Origin of the sequence: Sphingosinicella sp. CPCC 101087, assembly GCF_004151485.1 — a bacterium.
In the GTDB taxonomy this organism is placed as follows: domain Bacteria; phylum Pseudomonadota; class Alphaproteobacteria; order Sphingomonadales; family Sphingomonadaceae; genus Allosphingosinicella.
This window is the reverse complement of record NZ_SBFF01000005.1, coordinates 220303-237148: the sequence shown is the minus strand read 5'-3', so window position 1 is coordinate 237148 and position 16846 is coordinate 220303. Positions and strand designations below refer to the sequence as shown.

Annotated in this window: 15 protein-coding genes; 7 read left to right on the top strand and 8 right to left on the bottom strand. The window is 65.8% G+C overall.

Annotated elements, in window-relative coordinates; all coding sequences use genetic code 11:
* Window positions 1-51 precede the first annotated feature (51 nt).
* The gene (locus EKM57_RS09875; protein WP_129792329.1) at window positions 52-777 is read left to right on the top strand and encodes an AraC family transcriptional regulator; all 726 of its coding nucleotides are present in this window, start codon (window positions 52-54) and stop codon (window positions 775-777) included.
* 54 nt (window positions 778-831) lie between these two features.
* Here the strand turns inward: EKM57_RS09875 and EKM57_RS09870 are convergent, their stop codons facing one another.
* Together EKM57_RS09870 and EKM57_RS09865 are read right to left on the bottom strand one after the other, a co-directional pair.
* The gene (locus tag EKM57_RS09870; RefSeq protein ID WP_129792328.1) at window positions 832-2049 is read right to left on the bottom strand and encodes a PAS domain-containing sensor histidine kinase; all 1218 of its coding nucleotides are present in this window, start codon (window positions 2047-2049) and stop codon (window positions 832-834) included.
* Window positions 2039-2578, bottom strand: coding sequence for a response regulator (locus EKM57_RS09865; protein ID WP_165357321.1), 540 nt, complete (start codon window positions 2576-2578; stop codon window positions 2039-2041). Before EKM57_RS09865 ends, EKM57_RS09870 begins: the two co-directional genes overlap by 11 nt.
* 169 nt (window positions 2579-2747) lie before the next feature.
* Here EKM57_RS09865 and EKM57_RS09860 point away from each other — a divergent pair, with 169 nt between their 5' ends.
* Both EKM57_RS09860 and EKM57_RS09855 read left to right on the top strand, forming a co-directional pair.
* Window positions 2748-3419 carry an ABC transporter ATP-binding protein gene (locus tag EKM57_RS09860; RefSeq protein ID WP_129792326.1) on the top strand — a complete coding sequence of 224 codons (672 nt, stop codon included), beginning with the start codon at window positions 2748-2750 and terminating at the stop codon, window positions 3417-3419.
* Window positions 3416-5812: an FtsX-like permease family protein gene (locus tag EKM57_RS09855; protein WP_129792325.1), complete on the top strand. Its 2397-nt coding sequence runs from the start codon at window positions 3416-3418 to the stop codon at window positions 5810-5812. Before EKM57_RS09860 ends, EKM57_RS09855 begins: the two co-directional genes overlap by 4 nt.
* A 33-nt stretch (window positions 5813-5845) precedes the next feature.
* On the opposite strand, the gene EKM57_RS09850 is transcribed toward EKM57_RS09855, so the two are convergent.
* Window positions 5846-6898: an NAD(P)-dependent alcohol dehydrogenase gene (locus EKM57_RS09850; protein ID WP_129792324.1), complete on the bottom strand. Its 1053-nt coding sequence runs from the start codon at window positions 6896-6898 to the stop codon at window positions 5846-5848.
* Between the two features lie 100 nt (window positions 6899-6998).
* On the opposite strand from EKM57_RS09850, the gene EKM57_RS09845 reads away from it, so the two are divergent.
* Together EKM57_RS09845 and EKM57_RS09840 are read left to right on the top strand one after the other, a co-directional pair.
* Window positions 6999-7892 (top strand): LysR family transcriptional regulator, encoded by an 894-nt coding sequence (locus EKM57_RS09845; RefSeq protein ID WP_129792323.1) that lies wholly within the window; start codon window positions 6999-7001, stop codon window positions 7890-7892.
* Window positions 7893-8150: 258 nt separating this feature from the next.
* On the top strand, window positions 8151-9008 hold the full coding sequence (locus EKM57_RS09840; RefSeq protein ID WP_243450970.1) for an amidohydrolase family protein: 858 nt from the start codon (window positions 8151-8153) through the stop codon (window positions 9006-9008).
* A 123-nt stretch (window positions 9009-9131) separates the two neighbouring features.
* Here EKM57_RS09840 and EKM57_RS09835 read toward each other — a convergent pair whose 3' ends face one another.
* Together EKM57_RS09835 and EKM57_RS09830 are read right to left on the bottom strand one after the other, a co-directional pair.
* Window positions 9132-10334 carry a serine hydrolase gene (locus EKM57_RS09835; protein WP_129792322.1) on the bottom strand — a complete coding sequence of 401 codons (1203 nt, stop codon included), beginning with the start codon at window positions 10332-10334 and terminating at the stop codon, window positions 9132-9134.
* 159 nt (window positions 10335-10493) lie between these two features.
* Window positions 10494-11117, bottom strand: coding sequence for a hypothetical protein (locus EKM57_RS09830; RefSeq protein WP_206185374.1), 624 nt, complete (start codon window positions 11115-11117; stop codon window positions 10494-10496).
* 108 nt (window positions 11118-11225) lie between these two features.
* On the opposite strand from EKM57_RS09830, the gene EKM57_RS09825 reads away from it, so the two are divergent.
* A complete protein-coding gene (locus tag EKM57_RS09825; protein ID WP_129792321.1) occupies window positions 11226-12200 on the top strand; it encodes a GlxA family transcriptional regulator in 975 nt (324 codons plus the stop codon).
* A 541-nt stretch (window positions 12201-12741) separates the two neighbouring features.
* Complete coding sequence (locus tag EKM57_RS09820; protein WP_129792320.1) at window positions 12742-13284, top strand: nucleoside kinase; 543 nt, start codon at window positions 12742-12744, stop codon at window positions 13282-13284.
* Between the two features lie 282 nt (window positions 13285-13566).
* Here the strand turns inward: EKM57_RS09820 and EKM57_RS09815 are convergent, their stop codons facing one another.
* The 3 genes from EKM57_RS09815 to EKM57_RS09805 form a co-directional block, all read right to left on the bottom strand.
* Window positions 13567-13890: a GNAT family N-acetyltransferase gene (locus EKM57_RS09815; protein WP_129792319.1), complete on the bottom strand. Its 324-nt coding sequence runs from the start codon at window positions 13888-13890 to the stop codon at window positions 13567-13569.
* A gap of 80 nt (window positions 13891-13970) precedes the next feature.
* A complete protein-coding gene (locus EKM57_RS09810) occupies window positions 13971-15665 on the bottom strand; it encodes a monovalent cation:proton antiporter-2 (CPA2) family protein (protein WP_243450982.1) in 1695 nt (564 codons plus the stop codon).
* Window positions 15666-15919: 254 nt separating this feature from the next.
* Window positions 15920-16801, bottom strand: a complete 882-nt coding sequence (locus EKM57_RS09805; RefSeq protein ID WP_129792317.1) for a LysR family transcriptional regulator — start codon at window positions 16799-16801, stop codon at window positions 15920-15922.
* Window positions 16802-16846: the final 45 nt, after the last annotated feature.

Below are 16846 nucleotides of genomic sequence, written 5' to 3'. Positions count from 1 at the left end.
GTCATGCTCGCAAAGTCGTGCGCCCGCTTAGCCGTCCGCCGGGCGGCCGTCTTGAACGCACTTGACCTCGCGCACGGGCGGCAGAAGGGTGCGGCGATGACATGCGAATGGGTTGCTCGCACGGAAATCGGCCGATTGCGCCACCAGGCCTGCGAGCAACTGGGACGCCACAGGCACGACGTTGCCTTCGCGGCGGTCGTGCTCGCCGGAAACTATCTGGAGGCCGGTGATCGCGGCCGCATGCATGTTCGCCCCGGCGACGTCATCCTGCACGGCGCCTATGAATCGCACCTCGATCAGGTGAACAGGATCGGCGCCGAGGTCCTGGTGCTGCCCTGGCGGGCCCCCGTCTCGATGCCGCTCGGCAGCGTGCGCGATCCCGACGCGATTGCCCGGCTTGCGGAGCGCGACGTCTGCGCCGCGGCCGCGCGGCTCGAATCCGAGCTCGAGTTGCGGCCCGCGCAGACGCTCGACTGGCCCGACCGGCTGGCCGAGGATCTCCGGCGCGACCCCGGTTTGGCTCTGGACCGATGGGCGATCGGCGCGGGACTGCGCCCGGAAAGTGTCAGCCGCGGCTTTCGCCGCGCTTATGGCATCACGCCGGCGGCATTTCGCGCGCGCATCCGGACCCTCCATGCCCTCGCACAGGTCACCTCGGGCCGCCCGCTGGCCCAGGTCGCGATCGATTGCGGCTTCGCCGACCAGGCGCATTTCACCCGCAGCTTCCGCTCCCTCACGGGCACCAGCCCCAGCCGCTGGGCCAGGCCGAGCGACTGAACACTCTCTCTCGCGGCATCGAGCAGGCGGTTCGTCCTGGAGTCACCGTTGCGGCTATCCGGCGAGGACCAGGTCGAAAATCGTTCCCTTATCGCTGGCGGGCCGGGCCGTCAGCCGGCCGCCATGGGCCAGGGCGATCTGGCGGGAAAGCGTGAGGCCGATGCCGGCCCCTTCATTCTTGGTGGTGTAGAAGGGGACGAATATTTCCTCGAGCTGGTCCTGCGGCACCCCGATGCCATTGTCGCTGACCGATAGGATGACCAGACCGCCGGCGCGGGTGCATCCCAGTCGAATTCTCGCCTCCGGGGTTGCAGCGACGGCATCCGCGGCATTCTTGATCAGGTTCAGCACGGCTTGCTCGATCATCCCGGGATCGGCGCGGACGTGCCAGCCGGGTTCGGCCGGCTCTACGGCAAAGTCGATTCCGCGCTGTCGCAGCTCCCCGCCGACCAGGCGCTCGATATCGGCCAGGAAGGCGGCGAGGCCGATCTCTGCCAGCTCCGGTTGGGGCAGGTCGACGACCGCGCGATAGCGCTCCACGAAGCGCATGAGATGCTGGCCCCGCCGCGCGATCGTCGCGACGCCGCTCGCAATTTCCGGTCGCACATCGGCCTCCTTCGCCCAACGCGAGAGACTTTCCGAAATCGAGGCGATCGGAGTCAGCGAATTCATCATCTCATGAGCCAGCACGCGCGTCATTCTGTGCCAGGCGCCCACCTGCACGGCGTCGAGCTCGCCGGCGACCGCCTGCATCGACACCAGGCGCTGCGGGCCTTCTCCGGGCGCCGAAACAGTGCCGACCCAGACGAGCATGGATCGACCGTCGACGAGCGAGATGAGCTGGCGTCCTCCTGGCGGCAAAGAGAGGATGCGGCTCGCTCCGGAAGCGCCCAGGAGGGGGATGTCCTGCAATCGCGCGACCTCGAAGCCGGCAAGCGCGCGCGCCGCGCGGTTGGCGAAACGGACTCGCCCGTCGGGGTCGAGCGCGAACAAGGCGACGGTCACCGCGTCGAGCAGCGCGAGCGCCCGGTCGAGCCGCCGCGCCGTATCGATCCCCCCGGTCGGACCGTCGGCGCGTGCATTGGCGCGGCGTCCCGCCAGTCGCCACGCATCGAAGAGGGTCAGCCCCAAAGCGGCGCCGAACACCAGCGCCGTGGCGTAATGCCGCCCCGCGATCATCTGGACGAGCGCGGCCACCAGGCATGCCGCGACGAGAAAGCGCCATCCGGCGGCGGAGAGGAGGTCGGGAAACGCCAGCGGCCTAGAGGCCATGCTTGGCCATCCGGCGATAGAGCGCCGGCCGGCTGAGGCCCAGCGCGCTCGCCGCCTGGGCGATATTGCCCTCGTGGCGGCCGAGCGCGCGCGCGATCGCGGAGCGTTCGAGGTCGTCCAGGGTCGCAAGTTCGCGTGCGGATCGCGTCCGCTCGGCCGCCCGGCGCACCGAATCCACCAGGCTCTTGTTGCGCCACGGCTTCAGCAGGAAATCGTCGGCGCCGAGCTTGAGACCCTCGACGGCCAGCGAGATGGCGCCATAGGCCGTCATCAGGACCACGCCCAGCGTCGGATCGGCCGCCTTTAGCTGACCGAGCACCGTCATGCCTTCGGCCCCGCCTCTCCGGCCCGCGCCATAGTTCATGTCGAGCAGGACGCAGTCATATTCCGTCGATGCAAGCAGGCCGGCGACCCCGTCGGGGGACAGGCTGGTGTCGATGCGGGCGCTATAGGGAGACAAAGCGAGCTGAGCCGCCTCCAGCACGTCGCGATCGTCGTCGATGACCAATATGGCGTTCAGCTGCTCCACGACTCGATCGTAGCCGCGTCGCGCGCTGCCGTTCAATATGTCCGTATCCGGACATCGACTGGTGCAACGCTTCCGACGACCGGGTTTAAGCTCATGAATCAACACGTTTTTTCTGCAGACCGATTGCCGCTACAATCGCTCCGCCCCGTCAATGAGCGGTAAGGTGACGATGATCGAAGTGAGAGATGTGGCGAAGGTCTACCGGACCGCGGAAGTGGAGACGCAGGCGCTCGCGGGCGTGTCGTTCGACGTGGCGGCCGGTGAGTTCGTTGCGATCATGGGCCCTTCGGGATGCGGCAAATCGAGCCTCCTCAACATCCTGGGCTTTCTCGATTCGCCCAGCACGGGCGCCTACCGGCTGTTGGGCAAGGATGTGGCCACCCGTTCCGAAGCGGCGCTGGCGCGGCTCAGGCGCGAACATGTCGGCTTCGTATTCCAGAGCTTCAACCTCGTCGACGATCTGACGGTCGCGGAAAATGTCGAAGTTTCGCTGCTCTATCGGGAGAACCAAGACGTGCGGCGTGGTAGGGTCATGGAGGTCTTGGAACGGACCGGCATGGCGCATCGCGCCGACCATCGGCCCCAGCAACTCTCCGGCGGTCAGCAGCAGCGCGTCGCGATCGCCCGAGCGCTCGCTTCCAATCCCAGGATCCTCCTGGCGGACGAGCCGACGGGCAATCTCGACAGCACCAACGGCCAGGCCGTGATCGACCTCCTGAATGCCTCCTCGCAATCGGGAACCACCATCATCATGGTGACCCACTCTCCGCTTCACGCGGCATCGGCCGGACGGATCTTCCAGATGCTCGACGGCCGGATCGTCGGGGAGACGCGGCTGTGACCGGCCGCGGCAGGGCCTTTGCGGCGACCCGGCATTATGCCGTCGCCTTTGTCCGCAACCTGAAGGCCACGCGCTTGCTCTCGGCCATCTCGATCCTCGGACTGGCCATCGGCCTGACGGGAGCGATCCTGATGGCGCTCGTCGCGCGCGACGCATTCGGCTTCAACGATTTCGTCCCGGGGAACGACCGCATCTACCTGGGCGCGTCGGTGCTGAGCGCGCCCGGTATGCCGCCGAACTACGATCAAAGCAGCAATGAAGGCGCGGCGCTGCTCGCCAACGCCAACCCCGACGTCGCGGCGGCGACGCGCCTTGCCCCGGAGGAAGTGGAGCTTCGGCGTGAGGGGAACGCGACCAGGGCGCCGATCTACTGGGCCGATCCGAACGTCTTCGACGTGCTGCGCCTTCCCGTGCTCCACGGAAATCTCGCCACGGCCCTCGGCCGCCCCGACGGAATCGTCATGACGCGAAGCGAGGCGCTACGGCATTTCGGCCGAGACGATCCCGTGGGTGAGGCCATCCAGGTCGCGGGCAGTCCGATGGTGCTGCGGGCGGTCCTCGCCGACCTTCCGGCCAACGCGACCGATCTCGAAAGCGGCATCTTCGCCTCCGCTCTCGCGGCGCGCTCGCCGCTCACCCGCGAGGTCGCCGCAAGTGCGGACGCATTCTCGATCGGCGTCCGCACTTATCTGGCGTTGCGGCCCGGGGCGTCGCCCGACCAGGTCGAGGCGCGGCTGAACGCCCTCGTCATGGGCCTGCTTCCGCCATTCATGCGCGAGGCATATGCGATGGAGCTGGTCCGGATCGACCGGATCGCGCTCCACGAGGGCTTTCATCCGGACGCGCGTGAACGGGTCGAGATCGGCAGTCTGGTTGCCGCCCTGATCCTCTTCATCGCGGTGGCCAACTTCATCAATCTCAGCGTCGCCCTTTCGATGCGCCGCAGGCGTGAGATAGGCATTCGCAAGGCGTGCGGGGCCAGCCGCGGCCAGATCGCCGTGCAGTTCGTGGGCGAGGCGGTCGCGACCGTCTCCATCGCCGCGTGCCTGGCTGCCGCCGCGGTCGAGTTGCTGCTCCCCGCGGTCAACGCGTTCCTCGATTCCCATGCGAGGTTCGACTATGTGGAAGAGCCGGCATTGATCCTCTGGCTGCTGCTGGCCGTGCTGCTGCTTGGGCTGCTCGCCGGCTTCTATCCTGCCCTGTTGCTGTCCTCGCTCCCGCCCATTGCGGTTCTGAAGAACGAGATCGTGCCCGAGCGGGGCCGTGGACTGGTTCGAAATGCCCTCGTGACCGCGCAGTTCGCGATCCTCATTGCCCTGATCATCGCCATGGCCGTCGTCTATCAGCAGCGCCTCTACGCCATGGACGAGGCGCTGCGCGCGGATGTCGACCAGGTGCTGACCGTGACGGCGCCGTGCCCGGTCGGCTTTCGTCAGGAGGTGGCCAGGTTGCCCGGCGTCGAGGCCGTGTCCTGCAGCGGGAGGGAATTGCTGACCGGAGCCATATTCGGCTTCGTCGAGGTCCGCGGCCAGCGCGTGGCCGCCGACATGGTGTCGATGCTTCCCTCGAACTTCGCGCTCCTGCACATAGCGCCCGTGGCCGGTTCGCTGGCCGCGCTGCCGGCGGACGGCGAGGAAATTGTCTCGAGGATCGTCATCAACGAAGCCGCGGCCGGGCGGTTCGGCTATGCCTCGCCTCGCGAGGCGATCGGCCAGGTGCTGCCCGTCCCGCGGGACCGTGCGGGCCCGGACATCCGCGCCGAAATCGTCGCCGTCGTGCCGGATTTCGCCTTTTACTCGGTCGAATCCCCGATCAAGCCGACCCTCTACCTCGCCCGCCCGTTCCACCCCGGCACCGAGGGACTGGTCACGATCAGGCTCGCGGGCCGCGAAATCCCCGAGACGCTCGCCGCTGTCGACCGGCTCTGGCGGGCGACGGGGAACCCTGAGCCGATCGATCGGGCGTTCGTCGACGAGCATCTCGAAAATCTCTACCGGGAGCTCGTGCGAAGCACCCGGCTGTTCGCGATCTTTGCGGGCGTGGCGGCCTTTCTCGCCTGCCTCGGCCTGGTGGCGCTCTCGATCTCCGCGGCCGAGCGTCGGACGAAGGAGATAGGCATTCGAAAGGCGCTCGGCGCGCGAACCGATCAGGTGCTCATGCTGCTGCTATGGCAGCTCGGCCGGCCGGTGCTCTGGGCCAATCTGCTGGCCTGGCCGGTTGCCTGGTGGGCCATGCGGGAATGGCTGAACGGTTTCGCCTACCATGTGCCGCTGCGCGCCTGGATCTTTCCGGCGGCAGGCCTCGTCGCGCTCGGCATCGCTCTGGTCTGCGTCGGAGGCCAGACCTGGCTGGTGGCCCGGCAAAAGCCGGCCCGCGCCCTTCGCTATGAATGACGCGGCGGACGAGGCCTCCTTCGCTCCTTCGTCTCAAGCCGCGAGCGTCGCACTGTCGATCACGAAGCGATATCTCACGTCGCTGCGCTGCATCCGCTCATAGGCTTCCTCGATCTTCTGGATCGGGATCATCTCGACGTCGGCGACGATCCCGTGCTGCGCGCAGAAATCGAGCATCTCCTGCGTCTCGGCGATGCCGCCGATCGTGGAGCCGGCAATCGCCTTTCGCCCCATGATGAGACCGAAGACGCCGGGTGAGGGATGCGGATGCTCCGGCGCTCCGACGAGGCAGAGGGTTCCGTCGCGCTTCAGCAGATCCAGATAGGGGTCGAGATCGTGGCTGGCGCCGACCGTATCGAGGATGAAGTCGAAGGAGGCGGCGTGCTCGGCCATCTCATTCGCGTTCCTCGAGACGATCACGTCGTTCGCGCCCAGGTCCAGCGCATCCCGGCGCTTGCTCTCGGACGTGGTGAAGGCGACGACATGGGCGCCCATGGCGCGGGCAAGCTTGACGCCCATATGGCCGAGGCCGCCGATCCCGACGATGCCCACCTTCTTGCCGGGCCCCGCCTCCCAGTGGCGCAGCGGCGACCAGGTGGTGATTCCGGCACACAGCAGGGGAGCCGCGGCGGCGAGCTGTGCCTCGGAATGGGTGATTCTCAGCACGAACTTCTCGTCGACGACGATCCGTTGCGAATAGCCGCCGAGCGTGTGCCCCGGCGCGTCCGGCGAGGGCGAGTTGTAGGTCAGCGTGTTCCCCGTCTCGCAATATTGCTCCAGCCCCTCGGCGCAGGACGCGCAATGCTGGCAGCTGTCGACCATGCAGCCGACGCCGACCGTGTCGCCCGCCTTGAAGGCCGTGACCGCGCGGCCGACCGCGCTCACGTGGCCGACGATCTCATGGCCCGGGACGCACGGGTAAAGCGTGCCCGCCCATTCGGAACGTACCTGGTGCAGGTCCGAATGGCAGACGCCGCAATATAGGATATCGATCTGGACGTCCCGCGGGCCGGGCTCGCGGCGGACGACGTCCATCGGCTCCAGCCGCTTGTCGGCCGCCTGCGCGCCATAGGCTTTCGTGACCATGGATATTTCCTTCAGCACCGGATGCGGCCTGCAATTTAGGCGCGCGCGGGGCTTGGATTAGGCGCTAGAATGCGCATGAAGTATTGAGCAGGATTCAGCAATGCCGCGTGCAACCATGGACCACCTCGTGGCATTCCTGGCCGTTGCACGGGAACGGAGCTTCACCCGGGCGGCGGCGCAGCTCGGCGTATCGCCGTCGGCACTCAGTCACGCCATCCGCAAGCTCGAGGAGCGGCTCGGCGTACGGCTGTTGACCCGCACGACGCGCAGCGTCTCCCCGACCGAAGCCGGCGAGCGGCTGGTGCGGAACATCGGCCCGCACTTCGACGAGATTCGGGCGGAGGTGGAGGGCTTGAGCGAATTCAGGGACAGGCCGTCGGGAACGGTCCGGATCACGGCGGGCGATCATGTCTCGGAAAGCATCCTGCTCCCCCGGATCGCCCAACTCTTGCCGAACTACCCGGACCTGCGGGTCGAGATCAGCGTCGATATCGGCTTCGTCGATATCGCGGCCGAAGGCTTCGATGCCGGCATTCGCCTCGGCGAGACGGTGGCGCAGGACATGATCGCGGTCCGGATCGGCCCCGATTTGTGCATGGCGGCGGTTTCCGCGCCATCCTATTTCGTCGATCGGCCGCGGCCCCGCACGCCCCATGACCTTGCGGGCCACAACTGCATCAATCTCAGGTTTCCGACCCATGGCGGGGTCTATGTGTGGGAGTTCGAGAAGGACGGGCGGCCCTTGAATGTTCGTGTCGAGGGGCAGCTGGTCGTCAACGACATAGCCCTGGCCCGCATCGCGGCCTTGAAGGGTACGGGCATCGCCTACCTCCCAGACGACTATGTCCGGCCCCAGCTCGACTCGGGAGAGCTGGTTCGCGTGCTCGACGACTGGTGCCCGCCCTTTCCGGGCTATCACCTCTATTATCCCGGCCGGCGTCAGCTCTCGCCGGCGCTGGCGGTGATCGTGGAAGCGCTGCGCCATCGCGGATGATCCGAGCGCGTGAAATTGTCCGCTCAACGGCGGAGGCGAGGATGCAAGCCCTTGGGCGACCGCCCAGCGCCATCTCGACGGAATCGATCAACCGCTCCGCTTCTCCGCTGAGCCAAGATCGGCTGTCGGGTACTTGGCCGCCGATCGCCCGGCCGCACTCCGCGATCGGGGCTTGGCGCTTGCCTTGGACGGATTGGTCCGGCACTCGGCTGCACATAACGCACGATCTTGCCGCGACCTGGCCAAGTGGAAGGATTGATGAACCCTATGTCTCTGCTGGCGGCATTCTTTGTCATGGGCTCCCAGGCTGCCGCAACGCCGCAGCCTGTCTTCGACGTCCATGTCCATCTGCATCGCGGCGAGACATCGGCGCGCGAATATTCGGCACGGCTGGAGGCTACGGGCCAGCGGGTGTCCGGCTACGGCGCCATGTGGTTCGGCGGCCCGAACCATGCATTGCAGGGGAAGCCCGATGAGATTCGCGCGAACAACGACGCCCTGATTGCGCTCGCGCGCGAGCACCCGGGCATGCTGCCGGTGGCCACGGTCCATCCCTATGACGGGGAGGCGGCGCTGACGGAGCTCGAGCGTGTGGCCGCGGCCGGCGTGAAGGTTCTGAAGATCCATCCGCATACCCAGCGGTTCGATCCCGACGACGCCCGCGTCCTCGCCTTGGTCAGGCGGGCCGGAGACGTCGGCATCGTCGTCCTGATGGACAATGCCAACGTTCTGCCGGGCGACAGCCAGAAGCTGTTCAATCTCGCCCTTGCGGCACCGCGCACGCAGTTCATCTTCGCGCATCTGGGTGGATTCGACTTCCGCTTCTGGAATATCCTCAAGGCTGCCCGCACCGCCGAAGGCCTGTTCGGGGACAATATCTATTTCGACATCTCCGCGATCGTCGCGCTGGTGGCCGACTCGCCCCTCGAGGAGGAGTTCGTGTGGACGATCCGCAACGTCGGCGTGGACCATGTGCTGCTGGGCTCCGATTATCCGCAATATTCGCTGGAGCAGAATGTCGACGCCTTGGATCGCCTGGGCCTGGAAGATGCCGAGAAGGCGATGATCAGCCACGAAAATGCCCGCAAGCTGTTCCGGCTGGACGATCCTTCCTGAGGGTAGCCCGCGTCGCGGATCCGGGAGGCTTGGCCCTTGGGGCAGCCTCGACGGATTGATTTCACGGTCCTTGAGGATGGCGCGCCCGCCGGCTTTTGCCGCCCGGATTAGAAGGTCCTGACTTTAGTCGCCGATCCTGGACGCGAGCCATTCCTCGACGGCGCGATAGGCCGATCGGCCGCGTGGCGGATCCGCCGGGTTGTTGGCGGCGAAATAGGCGATGCCGACTTTGCGCTCAGGGTCGATCCACAGTCCCGACCTCAGATTATAGGCGTCGCCGGCATGACCGACGGCTGGCCGGGCGTCGCCGAACAGGTCGTCGTCGCAGCCCGCCACCCTGACCGGCAGGCTTTGCGTCGCTAGGCCGTAGGCGCAGTAGAATCCCTCGCTCGTGTCGCCGTTCGCGCCGTCATAGGTCCAGAGCGGGCCCAGGATCGCCGCGATGTTCTGCTCGCTCAGGAAAGGCCGGCCCCGGTGCCGCCCGCGGTTGAGCAGGAGCTGCCCGATCACCGCCAGGTCGAGCACCGAGGCGCGAAACCCTCCCTGAGGCGAGAACAGAGCGCCATTGGCGCCGAGCGCGTAGCCGTCGAGATCGCAGCCGGCGCCGTCGCGAAAGACCGGGCAATCGGGCCGCCGTCCCCGGAGCCCGTCCAGGGCAACCGATCCGTCGGGGCGGTAGAGGGTCACGGCGCGCGCGATCTTGCCGTCGCTGCACATGGTCCAGTTGAAGCAGGCGTCGAGTCCCAGCGGGTCCATGACCAGCCGGTGCATCAGTCGATCGAACCGCTCGCCCGTCACTTTCTCCAGCACCGAGGCGATGACCGGGAAGTTGAGGTTGGCGTAACGGAAATGACTTCCCGGCGGATGGGCGCGGTCGAAGGCGGCGGGATCGGAAACCGCGCCGCGCACCGTCCGGCCGAGCGGGATAACATAAGCATCGCCGTCATCCTGCAGGCTGGAACGATGCGAAAGCAGCATTCGCAGCGTTATCGGCACGTCGGGATAGGCCGGGTTGCGGAGCGTCCAGCCGAGCGAGGGCGACACGTCGGCGTCGAGATCGATACGGCCCTGCTCCACCAGCCGCATCACGCCGAGCGCCACGACCAGCTTCGATATGGAGGCCACCCGCACCGGATCCTCGACGCGAACCTGCCGCCCGCTGGCGCGGTCGGCCAGGCCCGCCGCCTCGCCGTCCCCCAGTCGGGCGGCATCGAAGGTGACCCAGGCATAAGTGGCACCGGCGGGCAGCGGCGGGCGGGCGACCCCGATCGGCGACGCCTGGCAAGCCGCCAGGACGAGGATCGCGAGGGGAAGAACGCGCCGCATGGCGATCGATAACCTCTGCCGGCGCGTGGGGGAACAACCCTTTGTTCGGTGTGCGCGCGCTGGAAGGGTTTCACCACCGCCATCCGCACGATGCACTGCCGTCACAGCCGGGATGAACTCGGAACGGCTTGCGCTCGAAAGCCGGGGTGATGACCCGCCTCAATCGCCCGATGTGGTGATCACGATGGCGGCGGCCAGCGCGATGTCGAGCACGAAGCAGAATTCGGACATCGAGCGTATCACGGCCCTGTTCGCGCGGAAATGGTAGGCGTCCCAGGCGGCGTGGAGCAAGAGACCGGCTGCGACCAGATAGGCCCCCGTCACGTGGTCGAGGACCAAGACGGTGGCAGCCAGCGTGCCGAAGACGGCCATTCCGATCGCCTGGGCCGAGAAGCTGGAGCGACGCACATCGTGCAGGAGGCCCCACGCGAAGAACAACCCGGCCAGCCCCAGGAGAATCCAGGTCGCGCCGGCACCGATCCGGGCAGTCTTCGCCGCCGCGATGACGAGAACCGACAGGAAGAAGACGGGCCAGGCGGTCCACCGTCTGTGGAGGGCCGCGGCGCCGAGATAGACAAGCCCCGATGCGGCGACGATGGCGCCCAGGTCGGCTCCGCTTTCAGTGCCGTCGAACAGGTCTCGCGCGACGAACAGGCCGAAGGCAAGTCCCGCCAAGGCCGGCCACCAACGGATCGCTGCCGAGATATTGCCCTTTGCATCGTTGGGCGCCGTCGGACCCGCGGACGGCGGTTGGGGCGTCAGCCCCTGGCGTGACGAATTCATGGCGAGCACTCCTGCCTGGCAGAGCTTTGGCCTGCTTGCGGCTGAATTCTGAAGGTGTAATCGCAAGCCGATGTGGCAGAAATGCCAAAAAGCTGCGAGATCCTGCCAATGACGCACACGGTTGCTTTGTTGGTCTATCCTGGCTTCGAGTTGCTCGACGCCACCGGCCCGATTGCCGTGTTCGATGCTGCCAATCACGTTCTTGGCCAAGCCGGCAGCAAACCCTTTTACGCTCTGAATGTGCTCTCTGTGAGCGGAGGGCCGATCGGCAGCTCCAGTGGGGTGGCTCTGCATAGCATCGCCTTGGAGGCAGCCCCGGCCCGGATCGGTACGCTTCTGATCGCAGGCGCCGAGGCCGGGAACGTACGGGCTGCGATGGACGAGCCTCGGCTGAGTCGCTGGATCCTCGACTGCGCGCGCTCGACCGAGCGGGTCGGGTCGGTTTGCTCCGGCGCATTTCTGCTGGCGGCGCTCGGACTTCTGGACGGAAAGCGTGCTGCGACGCACTGGGCCGCATGCGCCCGGCTCGCGAGGCTCTACCCGTCGGTACAGGTCGATTCCGAAGCGCTTTATGTGAATGATGGAAAGCTATGGACGTCGGCTGGCGTAACGGCCGGAATCGACATGGCCTTGGCGATGGCGTGCGAGGATGTCGGACCCGCAATCGTGAGCCAGGCCGCCAAGCGATTGGTCCTTTATGCCCGGCGGCCCGGCTACCAGTCGCAGTTCAGCTCCCTGCTGACGGCCCAGTCGCGAGGAGACAGCCCGTTCGCCGAATTGATCGATTGGGCCCACGAGAACTTGAGCGCGGCTTTGGATGTCCCCAGCCTCGCGGCGCGGGCCGGCCTCAGCGAGCGAAGCTTCTATCGTAAGTTCGTCGACGCGACCGGGGTGACACCCGCCCGATTCGTTGAGACGCTCCGGCTCGATGCCGCTCGGCTGCTACTTTCGCAGGGTTTGTCGCTCAAGGCGATCGCCCTTCAGGTCGGCCTGTCCCCTGCGCGGCTCTCGAAAGCTTTCGAGCGCCGATTTGGTGTCTCCCCGATATTGTTCCGCGAGCTGCATCACGCAGCGCCTGCATGATGCAGCGCCTGCATGATGATGCAAATGTCCCTGCCGGCGGTCGCCCCGACCTTCGTTCATGCAGTTGCCCAAGCGCGTTCAAGCTCCGCGCCTGGGCCCGCGCTCGTGACGGCCTTGCCGCCCCGCACGGCGCACGAGCGGCACGTCGGGCGCTCGACGGACCGTATCGACCATTGCGCGCGGCCGTCGCTTCCCCTGGCCGAACGCAGTGCGTCGGAAACGGTCTGCGCAGGTGCCGGAAATTGGCTTCTCAATGCGAGTCCTGGCAGTGGTGCCCCACAGGCGACAAATGGACACTCAGATCATTGGGAAATCTCGTTGCCGCGGCTCTGACGGCAGAATTTCGCCTGTCTTGGATGTCTGGCAGTGGTCGGTAGCCGACGGTCTGCTTCCAGGCTGGGGATGAGAAGCGGATGCGCAGACAGCCCTTTATGAGCGTCCACTACCGACCCACTGTGCCCATGAGGCGCAGCAGCCCAGCTACCGGGATCTTGCGCCGCAACGGCCAAGCGCCGATCTTGGCCGATCAATCGGAGTAGCCATGGGCATTAGAAACTATTTGATCGAGGGCGTTTCAGGCGCCGGCAAGACGGCAGTCGCCACGGAATTGCAGCGGCGCGGCTACCAGGCCATTCATGGCGACCGGGAATTAGCCTATCGAGGCGATCCGGAGACGGGACTACCGGTAGCTCCGGAGGCCGGTACACCGACGGCTGTCTGGATATCCAAACACCACATCTGGGATGTAGAGAAAGTAAAAGCCTACATCGCCAACCAGGATGAAGCCGTCACCTTTTTCTGCGGCAGTTCCAGGAATTCTTCAAAATTCATCGACTTGCTTGACGGAGTATTTGTCTTGGAAGTCGACTTTGACACAATGAATCGGCGGATCGAAGAGCGGGTGGCACTGGACCCGACTGACTTCGGCGGAAAACCAGAGGAACGGGAACTCATTGCTCGTTTGTACGCGACGAAAGAGGATGTTCCGAAAAATGCGATCAGCATTGACACTACTCCGCCGATCGCCCGTGTCGTCGACGATATTCTCTCGAAATGCAGAGAGGCAGACCAGGGGCCCGCCTAGCAAAGCTCAGCGCCAACGGCCTGGATATCCCGACGATTCAACGAGTGTCTGCTTTTCAGGGCCCGTGTCGTACGTCTTCCCTACGGCAGCCCCATGACAACCCAGAATGACCGCAAACGGGGCGCAAACCCTTTATGATCGCGGAGGTCCGCGGTCGGCCAGGAGATCCCTATCCAACCGAATCACGCTCATGGAAGCGCAGCGATTCTGGGGGGCTAAAGCGGGGGACGTCGGAAGGCCACTCCATCCCGTACCCGGCGGCTGTGCCGCAGACCCGTTGAACTAGTTCGTCGCGGCCGAGGGTTCCAGGCCAAAGCGGGTGCGCCAAGCGTTGTCGAGCAGATCATGCTCCTCCGAATGCTTTTGCATGTAGGCCGCGAAGAATGGGCAGATCGGGATGACCTTCAGGCCGCGCTCGCGCGCGGCGCTGAGTCCGGCACGAATCAGCGCGCTGCCGAGGCCTTCCCCTTCGTGACCTTCCGGGACTTCCGTGTGAGTGAACATGATCTTGCCGGTCAGAAGGTTGTAATCGGCAATGGCGAACGCGCCGTCACCGAGGTCGATCTCGAACCTGTTGCGGCTCGGATTGTCACGAACTTCGCTCATTTCTTCTTCCCTTCCAACGTATGCAGCCGCGGCAATAGCATAATCGAGCGAGCCCCCCGGTGGCCTCTGCGCCGGTCATCTCAGCGCCGCTCGGCAATCGGTTGCAAAAGCATATGGTCGAGACCCGACATTGCATCGCCCTGGACCTGCTCAGCCAGACGCTCGGCATCCCGGCGGCGGATGTCCGCTACCGCATCTGCTATGTCGGCTTCGGCGAAGCCAAGGGCCCGCAGGCCTTCCGCGCCCATCAGATAAGCTGACTCGACCGTTTCCCGGATCTGATAGTCGACGCCGGCGCGTATCAACTCCACGGCGTGGTCCCGATCGTAGCTCCGAACCACAAGCCGCGCCTGGGGGAATTCGTGGTGGACGAGCCCGACGATCTGCATCGCCGACTTCGGATCATCGATGCAGACCATGATCGCGTCTGCGTCGAGAGCGCCCGAATGGCGTAAGGTGTCGAGCCGGGCACCGTCGCCGAAGAAGACCTTGAACCCGTATCGCGCGGCCTCGCGAATCCGATCTGGATTGTTATCGATAACGCTGAGGTGCACGCCTTTTGCCAGAAGCGCCTGCGACGCGATCTGCCCGAAGCGGCCGAATCCGATGACAAGAATGCGACCCGCAAGATTTTGTGCGGCATCTATGCCGGCCATCGATGCCTCCGTCCGGATCGAGCGATCGGCGATAATCATGAGGAGCGGGGTTAGCACCATCGATAGGATGACGACCGTGGCGAACAGCGCGTTCTCCCGTTCGCCGATCACACCGGCGGAGGTCGCGGCGGCGTACAGGACGAAGGCGAATTCGCCACCCTGCAGGAACATCGACGTGCGATGCAGCGCCTGGGGGCTGGAACTCCTGAACAGCCGGGCGACAGCATAGACCACGGTGCCCTTGGCAATCGTGAATGCGGCCAGCAGCGCCATGAGAAGCTGCCATTCAGCTGCGACGACGGAAAGATCGAGGGACATGCCGACAGCCAGAAAGAACAGGCCCATCAACAGCCCGCGGAATGGCTCGACGTCGCTTTCGATCTGATGTCGATAGCTCGAACTGGAAAGCATCACCCCGGCGAGAAACGCGCCCATCGCCATCGAGAGGCCGACGGCGTCCATCAGCAGCGCCGCGCCCAGGACCACGAGCAGGGCGCCGGCCGTCAAAACCTCGCGAGCCCGCGCCCGCGCCAGCAGGGCGAAGAATGGATTGAGACCCCAGCGCGACACCCCCAGCAGGAGAAGAAGCGCTGCAAGCGCCACGAGGCCGTCCTTCCAGACCATCTGCCCGTGCGACAGCGGCGACATGAAGGCCACGACCGCCAGGAGTGGTACGATCATCAGGTCCTCGAACAGGAGGATGGCGATCGATTTCCGGCCTTCGCCGCTGGAAGCCTCTCCTCTATCCTGCAGCACCGACATGATAACGGCCGTCGATGAGAGGACGAAGCCCGCACCGGCGACGAAGGCTGTCGGCGGCGACAGGCCGAAGATCAGCGCACCGGTCAGCGACAAGGCGAGGGTCGCCAGCGCAACCTGAGCGAGGCCGAGGCCGAAGATCTCGCCGCGCATCGCCCACAGCTTATAGGGGCGCAGCTCCAGTCCGATCACGAACAGGAACATCACCACCCCGAGCTCGGAGAAATGAAGGATGGACTGCGCATCGGCGAAGAGTCCGAGCACCGAGGGGCCAACCAATAGGCCGGCGGCGAAATAGCCGAGCACCGAGCTGAGACCGAACCGCCGGAACAAGGGCACCGCAACCACTGCAGCGCCCATGAGCGCCACAGCCGGTCCGATCATCTGTCCCAGGCTGGCCTCTGCCAAGTTACAGACCTCCCGATCCCAAAAACTCTCAAGACCGGGTGGCCACGAGGATGTGCGCTGCTGTTGGGAGCGGCCAAAATAAGGCCGCACCGACGGCTATGGCGGTTGCCCAAGACTGCCATTCCCGCACGGGCTGGGGTAGCGCCAGATCATGAGACGCTGTGTCGTCGGATCAGGAACGCTGCTTTTGCAGCACCGCGCGGCCTCTACCCTTTGGCGGCCTGCCCGCCGAAGCATTCGATAAGCATCTCGGTGAGCACCCGGATTTTGCGAGCCGGATGCTGACCCGGCGGCCGCACCACATAGATGCCGATCTCGGGGATAGGATAGCGAGGCATCACGGGAACGAGCGCGCCCGAGTCCAGGTGCTCGGAGATCAGGTCGACAGGCAGGGCGGCAATGCCAAGTCCCGCCAACGCCGCCGCGACCAGAGCAACGCCGTTATCGCCTTTGAACCGGCCCTGCGGCTTCACCATGACGACCTTGCCATCGACCGTCAAAGGCCAGCTTTCGGTGCCCTGCATGACGGCTTGGTGGGTGACGAGCTCTTCCGGCGTCCCCGGCGCTCCATGTTCGGCGATATAGTCCGGACTTGCCACGAGCAGGGCCTGGATCGGCCCGATGCGCCGCGCGACCAGGTTGGAGTCTGCGAGGAAGCCGACGCGAATGGCGCAATCGAACCCTTCCGCAATCAGGTCCACGAAGCGGTCGGTGTAGCAGGCGTGGACGTGCAGTTCCGGATGCCGCTTCGCAAGTTCCGCGAGCACCACCGCGAAGTGGGTCGGGCCGAAGGAGAGCGGCGCAGCGACGCGCAGGCGACCGCGCAGCTCGCCGGCCGGCATGATGGCCTCCTTCGCAATGTCGATTTCGACGCACACCTTGGCAGCATGGTCCCGGAACGTGACCCCCGCCTCTGTCAGCGCAGCCCCCCTTGTCGTCCGGGATAGAAGCTGCACTCCGAGCTCCGTTTCAAGGCGCAGCAGCCGGCGGCTGACCATCGACTTGGATATGCCGAGCCGCCGCGCGGCGGGTGTGACGCCGCCCGCATCGGCGACCTCAACGAAGGTCCGCAAGGCCTCGATATCCATCCGGCGTTCCCCATCGTGCGACACAGCACATCGGGAACGGCTGCT